The 19,002-nt window shown below is 64.8% G+C and carries 16 protein-coding genes and 2 pseudogenes; 12 read left to right on the top strand and 6 right to left on the bottom strand.

Going from position 1 to position 19,002, the window contains the following annotated elements; genetic code table 11:
* The first annotated feature begins 7 nt into the window (after positions 1 to 7).
* From tssF to PKKP23_RS14675, 4 genes are all read left to right on the top strand, one after another.
* Positions 8 to 1,822, top strand: a complete 1,815-nt coding sequence (tssF, locus tag PKKP23_RS14690; RefSeq protein ID WP_126877432.1) for a type VI secretion system baseplate subunit TssF — start codon at positions 8 to 10, stop codon at positions 1,820 to 1,822.
* 8 nt (positions 1,823 to 1,830) lie between these two features.
* Positions 1,831 to 2,910 carry a type VI secretion system baseplate subunit TssG gene (tssG, locus tag PKKP23_RS14685; protein WP_176048989.1) on the top strand — a complete coding sequence of 360 codons (1,080 nt, stop codon included), beginning with the start codon at positions 1,831 to 1,833 and terminating at the stop codon, positions 2,908 to 2,910.
* Between the two features lie 12 nt (positions 2,911 to 2,922).
* Complete coding sequence (gene tssJ / locus PKKP23_RS14680) at positions 2,923 to 3,456, top strand: type VI secretion system lipoprotein TssJ (protein WP_126877430.1); 534 nt, start codon at positions 2,923 to 2,925, stop codon at positions 3,454 to 3,456.
* Positions 3,457 to 3,759: 303 nt separating this feature from the next.
* Complete coding sequence (locus PKKP23_RS14675) at positions 3,760 to 4,644, top strand: LysR substrate-binding domain-containing protein (RefSeq protein WP_017776040.1); 885 nt, start codon at positions 3,760 to 3,762, stop codon at positions 4,642 to 4,644.
* A gap of 140 nt (positions 4,645 to 4,784) precedes the next feature.
* Here PKKP23_RS14675 and PKKP23_RS14670 read toward each other — a convergent pair whose 3' ends face one another.
* Positions 4,785 to 5,867 carry a calcium:cation antiporter gene (locus PKKP23_RS14670; RefSeq protein WP_126877429.1) on the bottom strand — a complete coding sequence of 361 codons (1,083 nt, stop codon included), beginning with the start codon at positions 5,865 to 5,867 and terminating at the stop codon, positions 4,785 to 4,787.
* A gap of 199 nt (positions 5,868 to 6,066) precedes the next feature.
* On the opposite strand from PKKP23_RS14670, the gene PKKP23_RS14665 reads away from it, so the two are divergent.
* Complete coding sequence (locus tag PKKP23_RS14665) at positions 6,067 to 7,221, top strand: acyl-CoA dehydrogenase family protein (RefSeq protein WP_126877428.1); 1,155 nt, start codon at positions 6,067 to 6,069, stop codon at positions 7,219 to 7,221.
* 128 nt (positions 7,222 to 7,349) lie between these two features.
* Here PKKP23_RS14665 and PKKP23_RS14660 read toward each other — a convergent pair whose 3' ends face one another.
* The gene (locus tag PKKP23_RS14660) at positions 7,350 to 7,724 is read right to left on the bottom strand and encodes a BON domain-containing protein (protein WP_026121703.1); all 375 of its coding nucleotides are present in this window, start codon (positions 7,722 to 7,724) and stop codon (positions 7,350 to 7,352) included.
* 348 nt (positions 7,725 to 8,072) lie between these two features.
* On the opposite strand from PKKP23_RS14660, the gene PKKP23_RS14655 reads away from it, so the two are divergent.
* Together PKKP23_RS14655 and PKKP23_RS14650 are read left to right on the top strand one after the other, a co-directional pair.
* Positions 8,073 to 8,753, top strand: coding sequence for a DNA-3-methyladenine glycosylase (locus tag PKKP23_RS14655; RefSeq protein WP_126877566.1), 681 nt, complete (start codon positions 8,073 to 8,075; stop codon positions 8,751 to 8,753).
* Positions 8,754 to 9,022: 269 nt separating this feature from the next.
* Positions 9,023 to 9,361 carry a DUF4148 domain-containing protein gene (locus tag PKKP23_RS14650; RefSeq protein ID WP_042303940.1) on the top strand — a complete coding sequence of 113 codons (339 nt, stop codon included), beginning with the start codon at positions 9,023 to 9,025 and terminating at the stop codon, positions 9,359 to 9,361.
* Between the two features lie 253 nt (positions 9,362 to 9,614).
* Here the strand turns inward: PKKP23_RS14650 and PKKP23_RS14645 are convergent, their stop codons facing one another.
* The gene (locus PKKP23_RS14645) at positions 9,615 to 10,055 is read right to left on the bottom strand and encodes a CBS domain-containing protein (RefSeq protein ID WP_017776046.1); all 441 of its coding nucleotides are present in this window, start codon (positions 10,053 to 10,055) and stop codon (positions 9,615 to 9,617) included.
* A gap of 244 nt (positions 10,056 to 10,299) precedes the next feature.
* Between PKKP23_RS14645 and ribA the strand changes: the two genes are divergently transcribed.
* Positions 10,300 to 10,947, top strand: coding sequence for a GTP cyclohydrolase II (gene ribA / locus PKKP23_RS14640; protein WP_026121705.1), 648 nt, complete (start codon positions 10,300 to 10,302; stop codon positions 10,945 to 10,947).
* Between the two features lie 176 nt (positions 10,948 to 11,123).
* Positions 11,124 to 11,459: a hypothetical protein gene (locus PKKP23_RS34540; protein ID WP_240659017.1), complete on the top strand. Its 336-nt coding sequence runs from the start codon at positions 11,124 to 11,126 to the stop codon at positions 11,457 to 11,459.
* Here PKKP23_RS34540 and PKKP23_RS34830 read toward each other — a convergent pair.
* The gene (locus PKKP23_RS34830) at positions 11,447 to 15,115 is read right to left on the bottom strand and encodes an autotransporter domain-containing protein (RefSeq protein WP_126877427.1); all 3,669 of its coding nucleotides are present in this window, start codon (positions 15,113 to 15,115) and stop codon (positions 11,447 to 11,449) included. The genes PKKP23_RS34540 and PKKP23_RS34830 overlap by 13 nt on opposite strands.
* A 242-nt stretch (positions 15,116 to 15,357) precedes the next feature.
* Between PKKP23_RS34830 and PKKP23_RS34525 the strand changes: the two are divergent.
* Positions 15,358 to 15,595 (top strand): annotated as a pseudogene (locus PKKP23_RS34525) (ATPase); the annotation flags it as partial.
* A 29-nt stretch (positions 15,596 to 15,624) separates the two neighbouring features.
* Here PKKP23_RS34525 and PKKP23_RS14620 read toward each other — a convergent pair.
* On the bottom strand, positions 15,625 to 16,368 hold the full coding sequence (locus tag PKKP23_RS14620) for an IclR family transcriptional regulator (protein ID WP_126877426.1): 744 nt from the start codon (positions 16,366 to 16,368) through the stop codon (positions 15,625 to 15,627).
* A 124-nt stretch (positions 16,369 to 16,492) separates the two neighbouring features.
* Between PKKP23_RS14620 and PKKP23_RS14615 the strand changes: the two genes are divergently transcribed.
* Both PKKP23_RS14615 and PKKP23_RS14610 read left to right on the top strand, forming a co-directional pair.
* The gene (locus tag PKKP23_RS14615; RefSeq protein ID WP_126877425.1) at positions 16,493 to 17,482 is read left to right on the top strand and encodes a nitrilase-related carbon-nitrogen hydrolase; all 990 of its coding nucleotides are present in this window, start codon (positions 16,493 to 16,495) and stop codon (positions 17,480 to 17,482) included.
* Entirely contained in the window at positions 17,479 to 18,405 is a 927-nt protein-coding gene (locus PKKP23_RS14610; protein WP_126877424.1) for a threonine/serine dehydratase, read from the top strand. Before PKKP23_RS14615 ends, PKKP23_RS14610 begins: the two co-directional genes overlap by 4 nt.
* A 333-nt stretch (positions 18,406 to 18,738) precedes the next feature.
* Here PKKP23_RS14610 and PKKP23_RS14605 read toward each other — a convergent pair.
* Positions 18,739 to 18,885: pseudogene (locus tag PKKP23_RS14605) on the bottom strand (IS3 family transposase); the annotation flags it as partial.
* Between the last annotated feature and the right edge of the window lie 117 nt (positions 18,886 to 19,002).

Genomic DNA, 19,002 nt, shown 5'->3' with positions numbered 1-19,002 from the left:
CAAACCCATGAAAAACGACGATCCCATCCTGCGCTACTACGAAGCCGAGATGCGCTACCTGCGCGAGTCCGGCAGGGAGTTCGCGAAGGCGCATCCCGACCGCGCGCGCCTGCTCAACCTCGACCGCGTGGGCGACCGCGATCCGTATGTCGAACGACTCTTCGAAGGCTTCGCGTTCCTGACTGGGCGACTCAGACAGAAGCTCGACGACGAGCTGCCCGAGCTGACCGAAGGCCTCGTGAGCCTGCTGTGGCCGCATTACCTGCGGATGATCCCATCGCTCTCGGTGGTCGAACTCATTCCGCTCGGCGAGAAGCTGCAGAAAACCGAGGTGGTGCCCGCCGGCGTGCCGGTGCGTTCCGCGCCCATCGCCGTGCCGCCGCCCGCAGGCGCAGAAGGCACAACGCCGAAGACGGTCCAGTGCCTCTACCGCACGACGCAGGACGTCACCGTGCAGCCGCTGTCGATCACGCATGCCGGGCCGACGGTGCGCCACGACGGACGCTCGGTGATCCGCCTGGGTTTCCAGCTGCATCACTCGGCACGCCGGCAGGAGATCGACCTGTCGCGGCTGCGCCTGTATCTGAACGCGGACCTGCCCACGGCGTTCGCGATGCATCTTGCGCTCACGCGTCAGGTGGAAGCCGTCCACTGGCGTGTGCCTGAAATCCGCGATGGCGAGGCCGTGCCGCTTTCGGGCGTCACGATCGAGCCCGCCGGCTTTTCAGCAGAAGAGCGGCTGTGGCCCAAGGCCGATGCCGCGTTCTCCGGCTACCAGTTGCTGCTCGAATATTTCACGTTCCGCGAGAAGTTTCTTTTTGTGGACCTGTGCGGTCTTGACGTCGCAAAGCTGCCGGAGAAATCGGACCGGTTTGAGCTGGAGATCGTGCTGCAACACGCCTGGCCCGCCGACCACCGGTTCGGCGCGGAGAACGTGCGCCTCTTCTGCAGCCCCGTGATCAACCTGTTCGAACTCGATGCCGAGCCCATCGTGATCAACCATCACGAGACCGAGTACCGCGTGGTGCCCGCGGGCCACCAGGGCGCGCACGTGGAAACCTACTCGGTCGACGCGATCGAGACCTTCGACCACGAGACAGCCGAGCGCTACGAATACGTGCCGTTCGCGACATTCCGGCACCGCGGCGGCATGCTGCGCCACGAGGCGCCCGAGCGCTATTTCCACAGCCGTGTGAGGCCCGGCGTGTCGGGTCTGCACGAGACGTGGGTGATTCTCGGCGGCCACGCGTGGGAGACGATGGACACGCTGCCCGAGGAAAGCCTCTCACTGCGCGTGACAGGCACGAATGGCCTGCTGCCGCGCAAGGGTCTGCGCGAGGCGAGCCTCGACGAACTGGGGGCCAGTACGCCGAACGTCACGGGCGTGCGCAATCTCGTGTCGCCGACGCTGCCGCTCTATCCGCCCACGCAGGACCGCTTCCAGTGGCGCCTGCTGTCGCATCTCGCGCCGAACTTCCTCTCGATGATGAACGCCGAGGTGCTGCGCGGCGCGCTCGCGCTCTACGACTGGACCGACGACGAACTCAACCGCCGCCGGCTCGCGGGCATCTTGCGCGTATCGCAGGAACTGATCGAGGAGGTGACGGGCGGCGCGGTTGAGCGCGGCGTGCTGATCGAGGTGACGCTCGATTCGCACGCGTTCGCGGGCGAGGGCGACGTGATGCTGTTCGGCGAACTGCTGCATCGCTTCTTCGCGCTCTACGCGGACATCAACCTGTTCACGAAGCTCGCGATCGTGAGCCTGCCGTCGCAGGCGCGGGCGGAATGGTCGCGCAGCAAGGCACAGCGGGCGCCGTTATGAGTGCAGCCATGAAGGCAGCCAGCCTGTCCCATCTCGAACCGCTTGTAGCGTCGCTGCTCGCACGCGCGCCGCAGATGAGCTTCATGCAACTGTGCCGGCTGCTGGAAGCGCGTGCGCCGGACCAGCCTGGCCTTGGTACCCGCGACACGCCGGAGCACGAACCGGTGCGCTTCCGCCCGCGGCCTCGCACCGGCTTTCCCGCTGGCGAGATCGCCTCCGTCGGGTTCGACGAGGAGCATCCCGACGCACCACCCACAGTACGCACGACGTTCATGGGCCTGTACGGCGTCGATGCCGCGGTGCCGTCGCACATGATCGACGACATCGTGATGCGCGAGGAGGGCCACGAGGCGGTCGAGTCGTTCCTCGACCAGTTCAATCACCGTTACGTCACGCTGCTGTATCGCGCGTGGAAGAAGTACCGCCATGCGGAGAGCTTCCGGGCAGGTGGCGCTGATGCGCATTCGCGCAGCCTGCTGTGCCTTGCGGGCTTCGGCTGGGGCGAAAAGCCGGCGCGCGCGGGCCTGCCCGACTCGCGCATGCTGGCGCTGCTTGGCCTGATGGTCCAGCGCACGCGCACGCCGGAGGGGCTCGCGGGCGTGATCGCGCTCGCGGCACCCGGCGTCGACGTGCGTGTGGACGAATTCTGGCCGGTCACGACGTCGACCGGCAGGCCACAGCCGCTCGGCGCGGCGATGGGCGAAGGCGGCAGAGGCAAGGGGCTCGGTGGCGGCTACGTGCTGGGGCGGCGCGTGGCGTATCGCAGCCGCGCGGTGCGCGTGACGCTGCGGCCCGCCGATGGACGTCAGGCGCATGACCTGTTGCCCGGCGCGTTGCTGCACCGCGAGTTGATGGCCTTCGTGCAGCTTTATGTGGGCGTGAAGGCCGATGTGCATCTGCGTATGGAGATGTCGTCGCGCCACGCGCCGCAGCCTTCCATCGGCCCGCCTGGCGCAGGTCCGTCGCCGCGCCTGGGCTGGACCACCGTGCTGCCGGCGCAGGCAGAGCGGCTCATCAATATTTCGCTGGGGGTCTATGAGGCTTTTCCGCGCGCTGCGTCTGTTTCAGCCTCACCCCAATCCGCCTGACAAGGACTGAAGATGTCGATCCGTTTCATCACAACAACCGTCCCGCTGGCGCTGGCACTGTCGGGCTGCGGCGCCTGGCAGGCCGTGTCCGACTCGACGGCGAGCGCGTATCACGCCGTGTTTTTCAAGCAGATCAAGACGTTCAACGTCGATCTGTCTGCCCGCGACGGATTGAACGCGGACGAGGCTGGCCGCCCGACGTCGGTCGCGGTCCGCGTGTATCAGCTCAATGACCGCAAGCTGTTCGACGCAGCGTCCTACGACGATCTGCTGAAGAACGACCGCACCGTTCTCGCACAGGACCTGCAGGCCAGCATGGCGTCGGTGCTGAATCCCGGCGCATCGGTGAGCCTCTCGCAGCCCATGGAGCCCGGCACAAGGTACGTCGCGATCGTGGCGCTCTACCGGGAGCCGGGTAAGGACGGCGCCTGGAAGCGCGTCATCGAAAAGAAAAAGCTGGATGCCGACAAACCGCTCAGGCTCACGCTGGTGGACCGGCAGATCGAGGCGCTGGACGACGCAGCGCAGAACCAGAGCACACGCTGACCAGGCTGTCTTCGCGCGGCTAACCGGGTCGTGACGTCATCACGGACCTCACGAACATTGCACGCCGGCGGCCGGTTGGCGACAGCCGCTTCCATTACCGATCGACCGCCGCAGCTCTGCGCCCGCGCGCCGGCGGTATGAGCGCTTCGCATACCTCCACGGTAACCGCCCACACCGCATCGGTTTTTGTTCGCTTATCCTGTGGCCCCAAGCGCATCAAAAGCTCGTTTCGCCGCACCGGTTGGGATGAGTTTTACTGATGCTTGGCCGCCCAACCATCCTGCTCCTCCCGCCGTTCCCGCCATGCGACGACTTCCGCCTCTGAACGCCCTGCAGATCTTCGAGACCGTCGCGCGTCACCGCAGCTTCACGCGCGCGGCGGAGCATCTGTGTCTCACGCAAGGTGCGGTGAGCCGGCAGATTCTTGCGCTCGAAGACTACTACGGTTTTCCGCTGTTCAAGCGTCACGCGAAAGGGCTCACGCTCACGGCCGAAGGCGAGTTGCTGCTGCCGGCGGTGAAGGAGAGCTTTGCCCGTATCGAGGAAATTTCGCTGCGTCTCACGCGCCAGCGCACCGATCTCGCGCTCAAGGTGCCCACCTGCGTGATGCGCTGGATGCTGCCGAAGATCATGCGCTTTCAGGGTGAGTATCCGGACCTGCACGTGCAGATCACCACGACGTGGCAGCACGATGTGGATTTCGAGGTGGAGCCGTTCGATGCCGCCATCGTCTACGGTACGTCTCCCGGCGCGGATGTCCAGGCGGTGCCCTTGATCGAGGAACGCCTGACGCCGGTGTGTGCGCCCGAACTGCTCGTCGATAAACCGCTCGCGCGGGCCGAAGATCTGGCGCGGCACACGCTGCTGCATCCCACGCGCGATCATCGCGACTGGAAGATGTGGCTCGCGCACGCGGGCGTGAGCGAGGCGAGCGGTGTCGATGCGAGCCACGGGCCGAGCTTCGAAACCCTCGATCTGGCGACCAACGCGGCGCTGCAGGGCTTCGGCGTGGCGATCAGCGACCTGGCGCTGATCGAGGAAGACGTGGCGGCGAAGCGGCTCGTGCGTCCGTTTGATACGGTGCTCACCACGGGCGCGCGTTACTTTTTCGTCTATCCCGAAAGCGTGGCGCATCTGCAAAAGGTGCAGCGCTTTCGAGAGTGGCTTGCGGCCCATTGGGCCGACTGAGGGGCTCACCGAGGGCTCATTGAGGGCAAACTGAGCGGCCGCCCCGAAGGACCGGCGAAGAACCCCAACCCGGGGCGATCACGCGAAGCGCCCGCGCATGAGGCGGCATCAGCCTCGACACCTGATGCCCGCAGCAAGACCTACGGCGCCACCGAAAGAAACAGATACGCCGCGAACAGCGACAGGTGCACGGCGCCTTGCAGGATGGTCGTGCGGCCGGTGCCGAGCGTGAGCGTACCCACGATCAGCGTCAGCACGAGCAGCACCGTATCCCGTCCGCCGATGCCGAGCGCGAGCGGCATGTGGAACCCCAGCGTGACGACCGCCACGGTCGGAATCGTGAGTCCGATGCTGGCGAGCGCGGAGCCCAGCGCCAGGTTGAGACTCGTCTGCAGCCGGTCCGCGCGCGCCGCGCGCAACGCTGCGAGCCCTTCGGGCAGCAGCACGAGCGCGGCGATGACGATACCCACCACCGCTTCGGGCAAACCCGCCTCGCGCACGGCCGCTTCTACGGCCGGCGACAGCAGCTTGGCCAGCAGCACGACGGCGACGAGGCTGACCAGTAGCAGCACCGCGGACACCATCGCGACGCGCGCACTGGGCGGCGCCGCATGGTGGTGCTCGCCGTCGCCCGCTGCGAGAAAGTAATCGCGGTGCCGCACGGTCTGCACGAATACGAACACGCAATAGAGCACGAGCGACGACACGCCCGCGAACGCGAGCTGCGAGGGCGAGAGCATGGGGCCGAGGTTCTGGCTCGTGTAGTTGGGCATCACGAGCGAGAGCACGGAAAGCGACGCCAGCACAGCGAGCGCCGCGCTCGCCCCGCGAATCTGGAAGTCCTGCTCGCGGTGGCGCAAGCCACCCATGAGCAGGCAAAGGCCGACGATACCGTTGCACACGATCATCACCGCCGCAAACACGGTATCGCGCGCGAGGCCCGCCTTTTCCGGACCGCCGCCAATCATCACCGAGACGATCAACGCCACCTCGATCACGGTCACCGCGACGGCGAGCACCAGCGTGCCGAACGGCTCGCCCACCCGATGCGCGACCACCTCTGCGTGATGCACGCCCGCAAACACCGCCCCCGCGAGCGCGATGCCCACCAGCACCAGCAGCGGCGCGTGACCCGGCAACAGCAGGCCTGCGCACAGCACGATCCACGCGGCAATCGGCGTGAGGAGGGTCCAGCGGGGCAGCGCGGTCGATGTCGTCGTCATGCGGTCGTTCCTCTTGTGGTTCGTCGATGCCACGGCGCGGCAACAGTTATGCTTCGTCTGCCGGATGAACAGGCCCGATCCAATATAGCAAATGACAGTGGACGTTCTTCACCGCATCGGGCGACCGAATGACCGGCCGAATGACCGGCCGAAGCAAAGACCCACGCCGCAAACCCGAAGAGCCGCCGAAGGAGACGTTGTGATTCGTAGCCAGGAAACGCTGAACCTGCTGCTCGACAGCATTGCCCGCTTCGTGCGCGAGCGCCTCGTGCCCGCCGAAGCGCTCGTCGCCGAAACCGACCAGATTCCCGATGCCCTGCTTGCCGAGATGAAGGCGCTTGGCCTGTTCGGCCTCTGCCTTCCGGAGGAATACGGCGGGCTTGGCCTCACCATGGAAGAGGAAGTGCTGGCCGCCATGGAACTCGGCAAGACGTCGCCCGCGTTCCGCTCCGCGGTGGGCAGCAACAACGGCATCGGGTCCATGGGCATCGTGCTCGACGGGACGCCCGGGCAAAAGCAGAAGTATCTGCCGCGGCTCGCCTCGGGCGAACTCATCGGCTCATTCTGTCTGACCGAGCCGGAAGCCGGCTCCGACGCCGCGTCGCTGCGCACCACCGCCATTCGCGACGGCGACCATTACGTACTGAACGGCACGAAGCGCTTCATCACCAATGCGCCGGAAGCGGGCATCTACACGGTGATGGCGCGCACCGATCCGGCAAGCAAGGACGCCGGCGGCATTTCGGCATTCGTCGTGGAACGCGATACGGCGGGACTGTCGCTGGGCAAGATCGACCGCAAGATGGGGCAGAAGGGCGCCCACACGTGCGACGTGATCTTCGAGAACTGCCGCGTGCCGGCTGAGAGCTTGATCGGCGGGCGTGAAGGCGTGGGATTCAAGACCGCGATGAAGGTGCTCGACAAGGGCCGTCTGCATATTGCCGCCGTGGCGACCGGCGCCGCCGAACGCATGCTGGCCGACGCGCTGCGTTATGCGATGGAGCGCAAACAGTTCGGCAAGCCGATCGTGGAATTCGAGCTGATTCAGGCGATGCTTGCCGACAGCCAGGCCGAAATCTACGCCTCGCGCTGCATGATCGTGGACGCCGCACGCCGTCGCGACGATGGCGAGCGCGTTACCGCTGAGGCGTCATGCGCGAAGATGTTCGCCACGGAAATGTGCTCGCGCGTGGCTGACCGCGCCGTGCAGATTTTCGGCGGCGCAGGCTACATGAGCGAATACGGGATCGAACGGTTTTATCGCGACGTGCGGCTCTTTCGCATCTACGAAGGCACCACGCAGATCCAGCAGATCGTGATTGCCCGTGAAATGCAACGCCGCGCGCAGGGCTAATGCCGGCGGCCGCGCAGGCGCCTGCCCCGTCCTCCCGCCTCGGCCATGCGAAGCACCGTATGCCGGCAAGACAGGAAGGCGGGAAACAGGCGCAAGGCTGACGCAAGCGCGAGCGGGAATCGCCGTACTTACTGGCCGCCCTCGGAACGCACGGTCAACGCGTTCTTGACCGACGTGACACCGGCTACGCCCTGTGCCACCTGCGTGGCCTGATCGATCTGCGAGGCGTCCGGCACGGTGCCCGCGAGCGTCACGGCGCCGTTGTTCGCGCGGACCGTGATGTTGGCCACTGAAATGCCTTTCGCATGGGCGAGCGCGGCGCGCACCTTCTTCTGCAAGGCGCGATTGGCCGTGCGTGCAGCCTTCTTGCTCGCCTTGGCCGATGCGGCGGTGTTGGCGGTGTCGGTTGCGGCGCTGGTGTCGCTCGCCTGCGCCCATGCGTTGACCGAAGCCGCGACGACGAGTGCGCCGACTGCCATCCTGATTGCGTGAATTGCCTTCATGTGTTTTCTCCAGTTGTCATGATGTCGAGGGCGTTCATTGCAACCGCCTGTTGCTGCGGGCGTTGCCGAATGAAACCTGAGTGAACGTTATTGCGGGAAATGCGGCGCTGCGCGTACAGCAACTGCTGATACTGCAGAAATTGTGGCGATAATGCGCGAGAACCAGCTCCGCACGCTCCGTGTTGCAAGCCCCGGGACGCGCGGCAAGCTAACGATACTCTAGTTGGGAAAAACGTGACTCGGAACGCGCCCACGGGCGAAGCATTGCAACAACAGACGAAGCGCAAGGGCCGCGTACGCACCGCGACGCCAGGCGGTACGCGGTCCGCCGGCTGCGACTCGACGCCTCTGCTGCCCATCGTGCCGCTCACGCGCGACGAATTGCCGCTCGACACGGTCGAGCTGGCGCGCTTCATGGTGGGCAAGTATCTCGTCTACGACCTGGCCGAGCCGTTTCCGGTGCGAGGCGTCCCAGGCATCAGGAACGGGGAGGCCGAGCCTGTTCTGTACGAGCGCCGTTTGAGCGGACGGATCGTGGAGATGGAGGCCTACCCGGTCGGCGATTCGACGAGCCATGCGTTCATCGGGCGCCGTGCCTGGAACGGCTCGATGTTCCTCGAGCGCGGCCACGCCTACGTGCGACTCACCTATGGCACGGAGTACATGCTCAACATGTCGAGTGAGCTGGCCGGCATCGGGGCGGGCGTGCTGATTCGCGCCATCGAGCCGCTCGAAGGCATCGCCGCGATGACTGCGCGCCGTAACGGCGCACCGTTGCGGGATCTGGCGCGCGGGCCCGGGCGGCTCACGCGCGCATTCGGTATTGGCCAGGCATTCGACGGTCAGGACCTCTGTACGGGGCACGGGCTGTGGATCGGGCAGATGCCCATTCACGGCGATGCCGCGGTGAAGGCCGTGGCGGCGACGAAGCGCATTGGGCTGTCGCGTGAGATGCACCACATGTTGCGCTTCTACGAAGCGGGGAGCCCGTTCGTCAGCGGTCCTCGCAAACTGCTGGCGGCGCAATAGCTCGGGCCGGGTCACCAGCCGACGTTCTGCAATTTTTGCCCGCCACCGCGCTGGCACGGAGCGGCCACGGCCCGGGCGCGGAAAACCTTACATCTTGCTATCGAGTGGCGCGGCAAGTCCGGAGCGTGTCATTCATTGTTCTCCCAGCCGAAAAAATCTTTATCTAAAATAGGGGTTTTCCCTTGGTGATCGGCTTCCTAAACTGGAGTCACTTGCTCGACACATGGTGTGACGAGCCAGCGACAAAATAATTTTTGGAGGTAATCATCATGAACTCGAAGTCCCTGATCAAGGCTGCTGTTGTTGCCGTTGCGCTTGCTGCTCCGCTTGCTTCGTTCGCCCAGTCGAACGGCCCCGTGACCCGCGCACAAGTGCGCCAGGAACTGATCGACCTCGAACGCGCCGGCTACAACCCGGCGGTATCGAACGACGCTACCTATCCGGCCGACATCCAGGCCGCCGAAGCGCGCGTTGCCGCGCAGAACGGCACCGCGATGGCGCAACAACGTACCGCCGACACTGGCTACGGTCCGTCGACGTCGGGTTCGTCGCAGGCAGGTCAGCCGGTGCACGTGACGCCGCAGCAATCCACTTACTTCGGTAACTGATTCGGCGACTGAGCGAGGAAGTCGTGCGCGGCGCCCCACCGCGCACGGACTGATTGCTACGCGACGAGGCACGTCGCCGGATGCCGTTTCGCTCGACGGCGGTCGCGCAGGCGTGCGCCGTGACGCGCCGCGCGCGGCTCGACCGTAAAACAGGTTTTGTGGAACCTCCGCCGCCGGAAGGCGGCTTGGCCCAACCGCTATCGATTGGGCTTTTTTTGCATCACCGGCCTTTGCGTCGCCCGCCGCGTGGCGCTCATACCTTGCCGCCCGTGATGTAGTGCTCCAACTGTTCGATCGTGAATTGCTGTTCGGCAATGATGTTCTTCACCAGGTCGCCGATCGAGACCATTCCCACCAGCTTCTCCTGATCGATGACGGGCAGGTGCCGCATGCGGCGCTCGGTCATCAGCGCCATGCATTCGTCCGTGGTCTGGTCGAGGCGCACGAAGCGCACGTGCGGGCTCATGATTTCCCGCACCGGCGTGACCTTCGACGAGCGGTCCATCAACACGACTTTGCGTGCATAGTCGCGCTCCGTGATGATGCCGACGATCGCCTCGCCTTCCTTGACGACGAGCGCGCCGATCTGCTTTTCCGCCATCAGCTTGATCGCGTTGTAGACCGAGTCATCCGCCAGGATGGTGTAGACGGTTTGCTCCGGCTTCGATTTGAGTACTTGTGCAACGGTTGTCATGAGGCGGCTCCGTTTCGTCAGAGAAGGTCTGCCGGCGTGGCGCCGCGCATCCCCGACTTCTCTCGGCGACGCGCTGCCGGCAGGCTCCGTTCCAGTATAGGCGGCGCAAACCGGCCGGGGCATTGGGGGTGACGATGCCCCGCTCCGCCCGCATTGCGGTGCGCCGGGGCGATTGGCGGTAAACTGCCCGTCCATACCACATCCCGGCAGCACGCCGGATCAAGCCTTGGCATCTTCGAACATCATGTCTACGCCTCACGAGCCGCCGTGCGCACCTGGCGCCATTACCGACGAATGCGTCGTGCTCGATGCAGCCGCTACGCTTCCCACCCGCTACGGCACCTTCATGTCCTACGTCTTTCGTGTCGCCGACGGCGGCGCGGAGCACGTGGCGCTCGTGATGGGCGACGTCGCGAACGGAGAACCCGTGCTGACGCGGCTGCATTCCGAATGCCTCACGGGCGACGTGCTGGGTTCGTATCGCTGCGACTGCGGCGAGCAGCTCGATCTCGCGTTGCGCTACATCGCGGCTGAAGGGCGTGGCGCGCTGCTGTACCTGCGCGGCCACGAGGGGCGCGGCATCGGGCTCTCCAACAAGATTCGCGCGTACGCGCTGCAGGAGCAGGGGCTCGATACCGTCGAGGCCAATCTGGAACTGGGCCTGCCCGACGACGCGCGCGAGTACGACTCGGCGGCCGCCATCCTGCGCATTCTGAAGGTCTCGTCAGTGCGGCTGATGAGCAACAATCCGAAGAAATTCGACACGCTCGCGAAGCACGGCATTCCCGTCTGCGAGCGCGTCGCGCTGGCAATTCCCGTGCGCGAGGAAAACGAGCGGTATATCCGGACCAAGCAGGTCAAGTTCGGGCATTACTTCGAAGAGAACGAGTAGCCAGAATTCGATAGTCGTCCGCAGTCGCCTGTTGTGAGCCAGGATGATCCGCCGTCAGCACATCGACGCTTGTCCCCGTGCGTCAAGACTTGAGAGGTCGGCGCAGGTTTTTCAGCGTTGCCTGGAAACCTGCGCCGGATATTCTTTCCTCAGAAAAAACCTACGCCCAAGGAAGAATGCGCTTCGAGGCACGCGCCGCAGCCAAGCCGCCGAGCGGCGACCACATGACGTTCGAGCGCCTGCAAGCTTCGACGAACCGCAAATCCTGGACGTATCGCGACAAGTCTGCCGTCGACAGCCGCAGGCGACAGGTGAAGCTCGGTGAATGGCCGGCAATGTCGTTCGCCGGTGCCATCGCTGAGCATATCCTGGCGCGCGAAGCCGAAGCCGAAGCCGAAGCCGAAGCCGACGCCGACGCGACTTCGGCGACCATGACACGCCTGCTGGCATCGTCGCGTGACCGGATTCAACGCCATACGATCGCGACCGTAATCGCAGGTCAGAACCGGTAGTCGAGCCTTGCATAGGCCGACTGCGCCGACGCATGCCCCACGTTCAGCAGCGCGTCCAACCCCACCGCGACCGACATGGACTTCGCGGGATGGAAGCTTACGCTGGCACCCGTCGTGAGATTGGCCCGTGGAAGGTCGGTGCCCGGCGCTGAAAACGTCGTACCGTCTTGCGACGTGACGGCTAAGCCGCGAGCATGGCTTAGCGCCTCCCAGGCATAGCCAATCCGCCACTGGACGTCGATCGGCGCGAGCGTATTGCCGAACGCCTTGTCGATCGCGAGCGAGACGAATGGTTGCAGGCTGCGTGCGTTGTCCGCGTCGACGGACAGGTTCTGCCCCTGCGCACCGCTTTCGCCAAACCCGTTGCCCCGGAAGTACGCATACCGCAGTCCGAGCCGCGGCGTCATCGTGACGCTGCCGACAGCGATCGGCATCCCTGCTTGCAGCGCGGCACTGAACTCGTTGCCATAGTGATCGCCCTCGGCCGTACCGATCGATCCGAACGGCCGCTTCTGCGAAAGAAAATCGAGACCATAGCCGACCGTTGCAGCCAGATCGATCGGGCCGAAAGAACGCGCGCCATAGAGCGCTACGCGCAGCGTGTCGGCGGCGCTCGAATCGCCGGTCAAAGATTCGTCGATCGAGGTGTGCGAGTAACCGGCGGCGATGCCTACCGTGCCGGCCCCTTCGCGATGATCGATACCGGCCATGAACCCGTATTCGCGCGCGAGAAAGCCGGGGCGGCCGTCGGTACCCGAGACCTTCGTGCTCGATCCCGTCGCCGAAATCCAACTGCCGGCCGGCGAGGTGGCCGAACCGCCGGCTGCGCTGTTCCGTCCTGAGCGGGCGAGGAGGGCGGAGCTGATCGTCTGTGCCCGGTTCAAGGCCGACGTGCCCTCCGTTGCAAAGATGGTGGTGTCCTGCGGCGCAATCACGACCGGGGTGGTTCCGCCTGTCGTCGTGTTAGACGCAGCGGCGAGAGCGAGGTCGACCTCGTTCGCGCCGTAGGTGATCGATTGTTGCAGCGACGATAGATCCGCCCCCGCGAGCGCGCTGTTGGTGACGCTCGAGAACCTGCCGCTCACGCCGTTGCCGGCGCTCAGCAATGCATAGCGGCCCGCGCTGTAGGTGCCCGGGTCATAAACGATGTGCAGCGTGCCGTTTAGCGCCGCGGCGCCACCGACGTGCAATTGCGATGCGGCGGTCGGGCTGACTTCGATCGAAAGCGTGCCGTTGGACGCCTGGGTATAGTCGCCGCCGAGCGTCAACGTTCCGATCGTGCCGCCTGGCGCAACCACGCCCGCATTCGCGACGCTGCCGGCAACGGTACCGTGACCGCGCAACGTGCCATTCGACGCGACCTGTACATTCCCGCCTAGCAGCGCCGACGGATTGGCGGCATCGCCAACTTCAAGCGTGCCGGCGGCGACGGTCGTTGTTCCGGAGAACGCGCTGCTGACGCCATCGAGCGTCAGCGTGCCCGTGCCTTGTTTAACGAACGCACCAGGGCCCGACAAGGTACCGCCGAATGTCGTATCGGTTGCATCGCCTACGGTCAACGCGTTGCCGCCTAGCACGACGCGCGAGCCCGATGTGCCGCTGAGGCTGGCGAACTGCTGAGCGCTGGCGGCCGAAAGATCGAGCGTCGCATTCGACGACGCGAGCGTGATGGGCGTCGCCGACGACAGCGCGCCGCCTCCCGATAGCGCGAGCGTGCCCGCAGTGATCATCGTGCCGCCGGTGTAACTGTTCGCGCCGGTAAGCGTCTGCGTGCCCGATGTCAGCAAGAACCCGCCCGTGCCGTTGATGGAGCCCGCGAACGTGCCGGACGCGTTGGTCACGCCGAGCGTGCGCGCGCCGAGCGTCACCGTGCCTGTGCCGGTCAACTGCTTGACCTGGGCACCGCTCGTGGTTCCCGAAATGTCGAACGTACCGTTGTCGACTACGCCGCTCGATGCCGAGATGGCGCCCGCACCGGATAGCGCCAGCGTGCCGCTGCTGATCGTCGTTGCCCCGGTATAGGTATTGCCGCTCGCCAACGTCGTGGTGCCGCTGGTGGTCACGCCGCCGGCGCCGCCGATGGAGCCGCTGAATGTACCGTTGCCGTTTGTGATCGTTAGCGTGCGGGTTCCGAGTGCAACCGTGCCCGACCCCGTCAGATTCTCGATCTGTGCGCCGCTCGTCGTTCCTGAAATGTCGAATAGACCGTTGTCGAGCAGACCACTGGACGCCGCGATACTGCCGCTGCCGGTAAGGGCGAGTTGTCCCCCGCTGATAGTCGTGCTGCCGGTGTAGGTGTTGACGGCCGCCATCGTGATGTTGCCGCCGGTGCCCGTCACGACCGTGTTGCCTGCGCCGGCCACTACGCCGGATATGGTGAGGCCGGTGGCCATACCGCTGAAGGTCACGGTCGAGGCCGAGTCGGTCAGCACCACCGACGGGGCCAGCGACAGCCCCGGATTTTGAGCGGCGATGGTGGCGGTTGCGCCGGCATCGAGCGTGACCGCGCCGTTGAGCGTCGAGCCCGACAGGAGATTCAGCGTGTTGCCGGTGCCACCGAACTCGATCGACGACGCGTTTGCTCCGCCGCTCAGGCCGCCGCTGATCGTCCCTCCGTTGGTGATCGTCGTGTTGCCATACGTCACGATACCGGCCCCCGCAACGCCTGCCGAGCTGTTGCCCCCGCTGATCGTCCCGATGTTGGCGATGGAACTGCCCGCGCCGACGAGGCGAACGCCGGCGCCACCGCCGCCTGTCGTGTTAGGGATTTCGGAACTTCCGTTACCCGGAGCCCCGCCTGCGCCGCCGGTCACGCTGCCCGTGTTGACGATATTCGTGTTGGCGCCGAGCAGAAGCATGCCGTCTCCGCCTGCGCCGCCGCCGCCGCCGGATCCGGTCGCGCCGCCACCACCGCCTGCGCCGCCGGCACCGCCGGCCACGGTCGCGTTATTGACGATGCCTGTGCCGGCGGCGGTCGACAGCAAACCGGTGCCGCCGCCACCACCGCCGCCGCCATTTGAAACCACAGGGGCTGCGCCTTGCCCGCCCACGCCGCCCGCGCCGCCTAGAACCGTCGCGCCGGAGTCCAACGTCAGATTAAATCCGGAAAAAACGAAGCCCGCGCCGCCGCCGCCGCCGCCCGTGCCGAAGTTCGTCGCGAGCGGGCCGGCCGTTCCGGCGCCGCCGATTGCTGAGCCGTTGAAACCGATCGTGCCGGAGCTCGATGCGCCGACCACGCCCCCGGGTCCGCCTGATCCATCCTGAGTGGCGGCCCCCTGGCCGCCGACGCCCGTCGAGGATGCGAACCCGGAGATGAGGTCGGTCGTCCCGGTGCTCACATTGAAGGTGCTCGCGCCGCCGCCGTTGCCGTTGCCGGCGCCGCCGCTACCGGTGCGGGCCGGTATGCCCGCGCCGCCAATGGCGCTGCATCCAGCGGTGGACGTTGCGGAGCATGTGACGGCCGATGCCGTCGGTGAGAAGCCGGCGAGGCCCACTGCCGCCGCGATAATGGAAAGGGTCGGCGCGGCCGAGTGAACGAGGGCGCCGCGCACGGGCCGGCTGTCATTTGTATTGCCGCGCGGGGTGGCCGTGAGTTCGGACGCCACTTGCACCTGCCGTCGGACGGGATTCCAGACGAGCCGATAAACGCGATTCATTATTCTTTTCCCCCGGCGCAAACCGGCCGCGTTCTGAATGAGCCGGGGAATGCGTCAGCGTTGTGGAGCATTTGTTGTTTGCGCTTTGAAGACCGTTTTATTGGTACGTTGTAGACGGTCTAAGCGCAGGGTTTTAGTGCGCGGCAGAATATAACATGCGCTGAATTAACCCATTATTTCCAGCTTGGCGGATTTATTGCGGGCGGCCTGGAATAGGCGAGGGCCCATTCGATCATTTCCGGGTGGCGGAGGGCTTCCGTCGGCGCACCGAGCGCGAGACGGTGGCGCGTGGTGGCGCGTGGCGACATCGTGTTCCAGCCGACCGTCACGAAGCCGGCGCTCGATATCGCTGTCGAAGCCTACTCGCGGTTTGCGATGCGCCTGCTTGCCAGCATCACGCGATTCGACCGGGTGATGGACCACTTCGATTTCCCCATCTGGAACGCTGTGCGCGATCAGTCCGACGTCGACGAGGAAAGCCGCGCCCCCGGATGGAACTTCCAGCGGTTCTACAACGATGCCGGCAATGTCTGCGCCGCCGCTTTAAGGATTTTCGCCAAGGCCGCTGGATTGCCAATGCGAGCGGTTGGACCCGCAACGGATAGCGCACCGCAAACCTGTCCTCCGCTCACGACCGGCACCGCGACGCATGTCAAACCGGCGATCAACTCTTCGGCATCCAACGCGTATCCCTGCTCGCGGATTCGCGCCAACTCGGCCTGAAGCTGATCGGTTTTGACAATCGTATTCGGCGTGAACCGCTCCAGCCCCTGCTCGCACACTCGTGGAAGAAGCTTGGCTTCTGCCGAAGCGAGCAGCACCTTGCCCACGCCGGTTGCATGTAGCGGCCCGCGCCAGCCGACCTGGGAAAACATACGAATGGGATGCGGGGAATCGACTTTCGCAAGGTAGACGACGCGGTCGCCGTCGAGCGCGGCAAAGTGCGCCGTTTCGCCCGTTTCATTTACGAGGCGCTGCAGCAGCGGTGCAACCTGCTCGGCCAGCGCCGCCTGGGCACTTGCACCGGCGCCGCGAAAAAGCTCAGCGAGCCTGAAACTGAGGCGATACGTTTTGTCATCCTGAATGATCCATTCGCGTTGCGCCAGCGTCTTGAGGAGCCGGTACACGGTTGCACGCGGCAACTCGAGAGACTGCGCCAACTGACTGACGCTGAGAAGACTGTTCGAAGTGGCCATCAGTTCGACGAGCCGGATGGCGTGTTCGACGCTATTGACCGTCGCGATCTCTCCCATCAGTTTCCTCTCCTCAACGTAGTGCGCGCAGACGACCATCCACCGCTTGCCACAAATTGGACAGGCGCCTATGATGTTCGAAACTGATGCTAACACGTTCACTATAGATACACAAGGAGACATAATGAACGACATCAACAGGGAAGGGCCGTGGGTCGCTTCCGTCATCCAGGGCACGCCTGTTCCTTTTGACCAGCGCCGCACCCTGGCAAAGGTCGACGACCTCGTCGCGTCGGCTGTGGCTCGCAGCGCGAAGCTGGTGGTCTTCCCCGAAGCGTTTGTGGGCGGCTATCCGAAGGGACATGCGTTCGGCTCGTACGTAGGTGGACGCAGTGACGAAGGGAGAGATGCGTACCGCGAGTATTGGGAATCGGCGATCGATGTACCGGGGCCGTGCGTCGACGAACTCGCCGCAATAGCGGGCCGCCACGGCGTGCACATGGTGATCGGCGTGATCGAACGTGACGCAGGAACGCTCTATTGCTGTGTGTTGTTTTTCAGCCCAACAGGAGTTTTTCTCGGCAAACATCGCAAGCTGATGCCGACCGGCGCGGAACGACTGATCTGGGGCTATGGTGACGGCTCCACCATGCCCGTGCTCGACACGGCACTAGGAAAGCTCGGCGCCGTGATCTGCTGGGAAAACTACATGCCCATGATGCGCACCGCGATGTACTCAAAGGGTATTGAACTCTATTGCGCGCCCACGGCCGACTCGAGGCCGACATGGGTCGCGTCGATGCAACACATCGCCATAGAAGGTCGGTGCTACGTGCTTGCAAGCAACCAGTTTTTGCGCCGACGCGATTTTCCCCACGCATACGCCAGTCTGTTCGGCGACGATCCTGAAGCGGTGGTTCAAGCCGGAGGAAGCTGTATCGTCGATCCGTTCGGCCAGATTCTTGCGGGCCCCGCGTTCGGCGAAGAAACCATTCTCACAGCAGAGATCGATCTGCGAAACGTTGCGCGCGGCAAGTTCGATTTCGACGTGACGGGCCACTATAGCCGTCCCGACGTCTTTCGCCTGACCGTCGACGAACGCCGCCAGGCGCCGGTCACGGTCATCCCTTCCGTGCGCCAGCAGGAAACCGGTTACGAGGATCTCGTCAAATGATCACGAAAGAAGACATTCGCGCGGCCGCGCAGCGTATCGCTCCTTACATTCGCACCACGCCGGTCATGCGGGTCGAGCCCGGCCTCTCCAACGTGCCCGGCGATACCTTCCTGAAGCTCGAATCGCTCCAGGTGACGGGCTCGTTCAAACCGCGAGGTGCGTTCAACCGGCTGCTCGGCGAGCCGCTTCCGCGTGCTGGCGTGGTCGCGGCGTCCGGAGGAAACCACGGTATCGCCGTCGCGTACGCGGCGCAAAAGCTCGGCGCTCGCGCGGAGATCTATGTGCCGAGCCTTGCGACCGCGCTCAAGCGCAAGATGCTGACGAATCTTGGCGCACAGGTTGTCGTCGCTGGCAACAACTATGTCGAAGCGCTCGCGGCCAGCGAGGCGCGGGCGGCTGAAACGGGCGCCCTGAAAGTGCATGCTTTCGACGACCCCGCGACGGTCGCAGGACAAGGAACCATCGCGATCGAACTCGACGCGCAAGTGCCGGAGGTCGATACCATTCTGATTTCCGTTGGCGGCGGCGGCTTCATCGGCGGCATCGCAGCCTGGTTTGCTGGCCGCGTGAAGGTAGTGGCCGTCGAACCGAAGCAATGCCCGACACTTAATCGCGCGTTGCAGGCCCATATGCCCGTCGACGTCGACACGGGCGGCATCGCCGCAGACTCGCTCGGGTGCAGGCGTGTCGGCGACGTGCCTTTTTCCGTTCTTCTGCCGAACGTTCAGGATTCCGTACTGGTGTCGGACGAGCAGATTCGCGAAGCGCAATTGGCGCTATGGCAGAAGTTCAGGATCGTTGCGGAGCCTGGAGGTGCAACTGCCTTTGCGGCACTGACCTCGGGCGCCTATGTGCGTTCGCCCGGTGAGAAGATCGCCGTGGTGGTTTGCGGCGGCAACGCCGATCTGGCGTCGTTTGCATAGGCCGGCGGTGGCTGTGTCAGACAGCGTCGCGACATGCCATGTCTTGACGGGGACAACATGCGCGGCCCGATGGTGGCCGCAGACCTTGGACAGCGGCGGCCGGAGGTTTCCCTCAATGTTTAGGTCTGCATCTACGAATCGTTTCAATATCCCAACGCTTCGCTAACACGTACCGCATGCATCTTCACCTGGGCGCAGCCAATACATGCCATCGCAGCCTCCTTGGACGGGGCTACATTCGACCAGGTGTATCGGGCACAGTGACTGCGCAGCGAATGCCGCCATCGATCAGGAATGTCGCGGCCGTCACAAAGCCGGGATCATCGCTGGCAAGATAGGCGGCCATTCCGTCTTGACGCTGCGGAACAGCCTTTCCACCGGGCAGTTGTCCCAGCAATTTCCACGACGGCTCATGCTCTGCTGAATCCGATAGCGCCACAGGCGCTGACGGAATTTCCGACTTGCATACTGGGCGGATTCAACCGGTCGTCGCAACGCCTTTAATCGGGGAGGTGTTGCGTGGGTCGAATTGCAGGATGGGTATATCAGATAACCGGGCGACGAGCGATGCACTCACCAGGTGCGCCGTCACTTCGA

Source organism: Paraburkholderia kururiensis JCM 10599 = LMG 19447 (assembly GCF_003986935.1).
Lineage (GTDB): Bacteria > Pseudomonadota > Gammaproteobacteria > Burkholderiales > Burkholderiaceae > Paraburkholderia > Paraburkholderia kururiensis.
The sequence above is the reverse complement of the archived record's forward strand: the minus strand, read 5'-3'. Positions and strand labels throughout refer to the sequence as shown.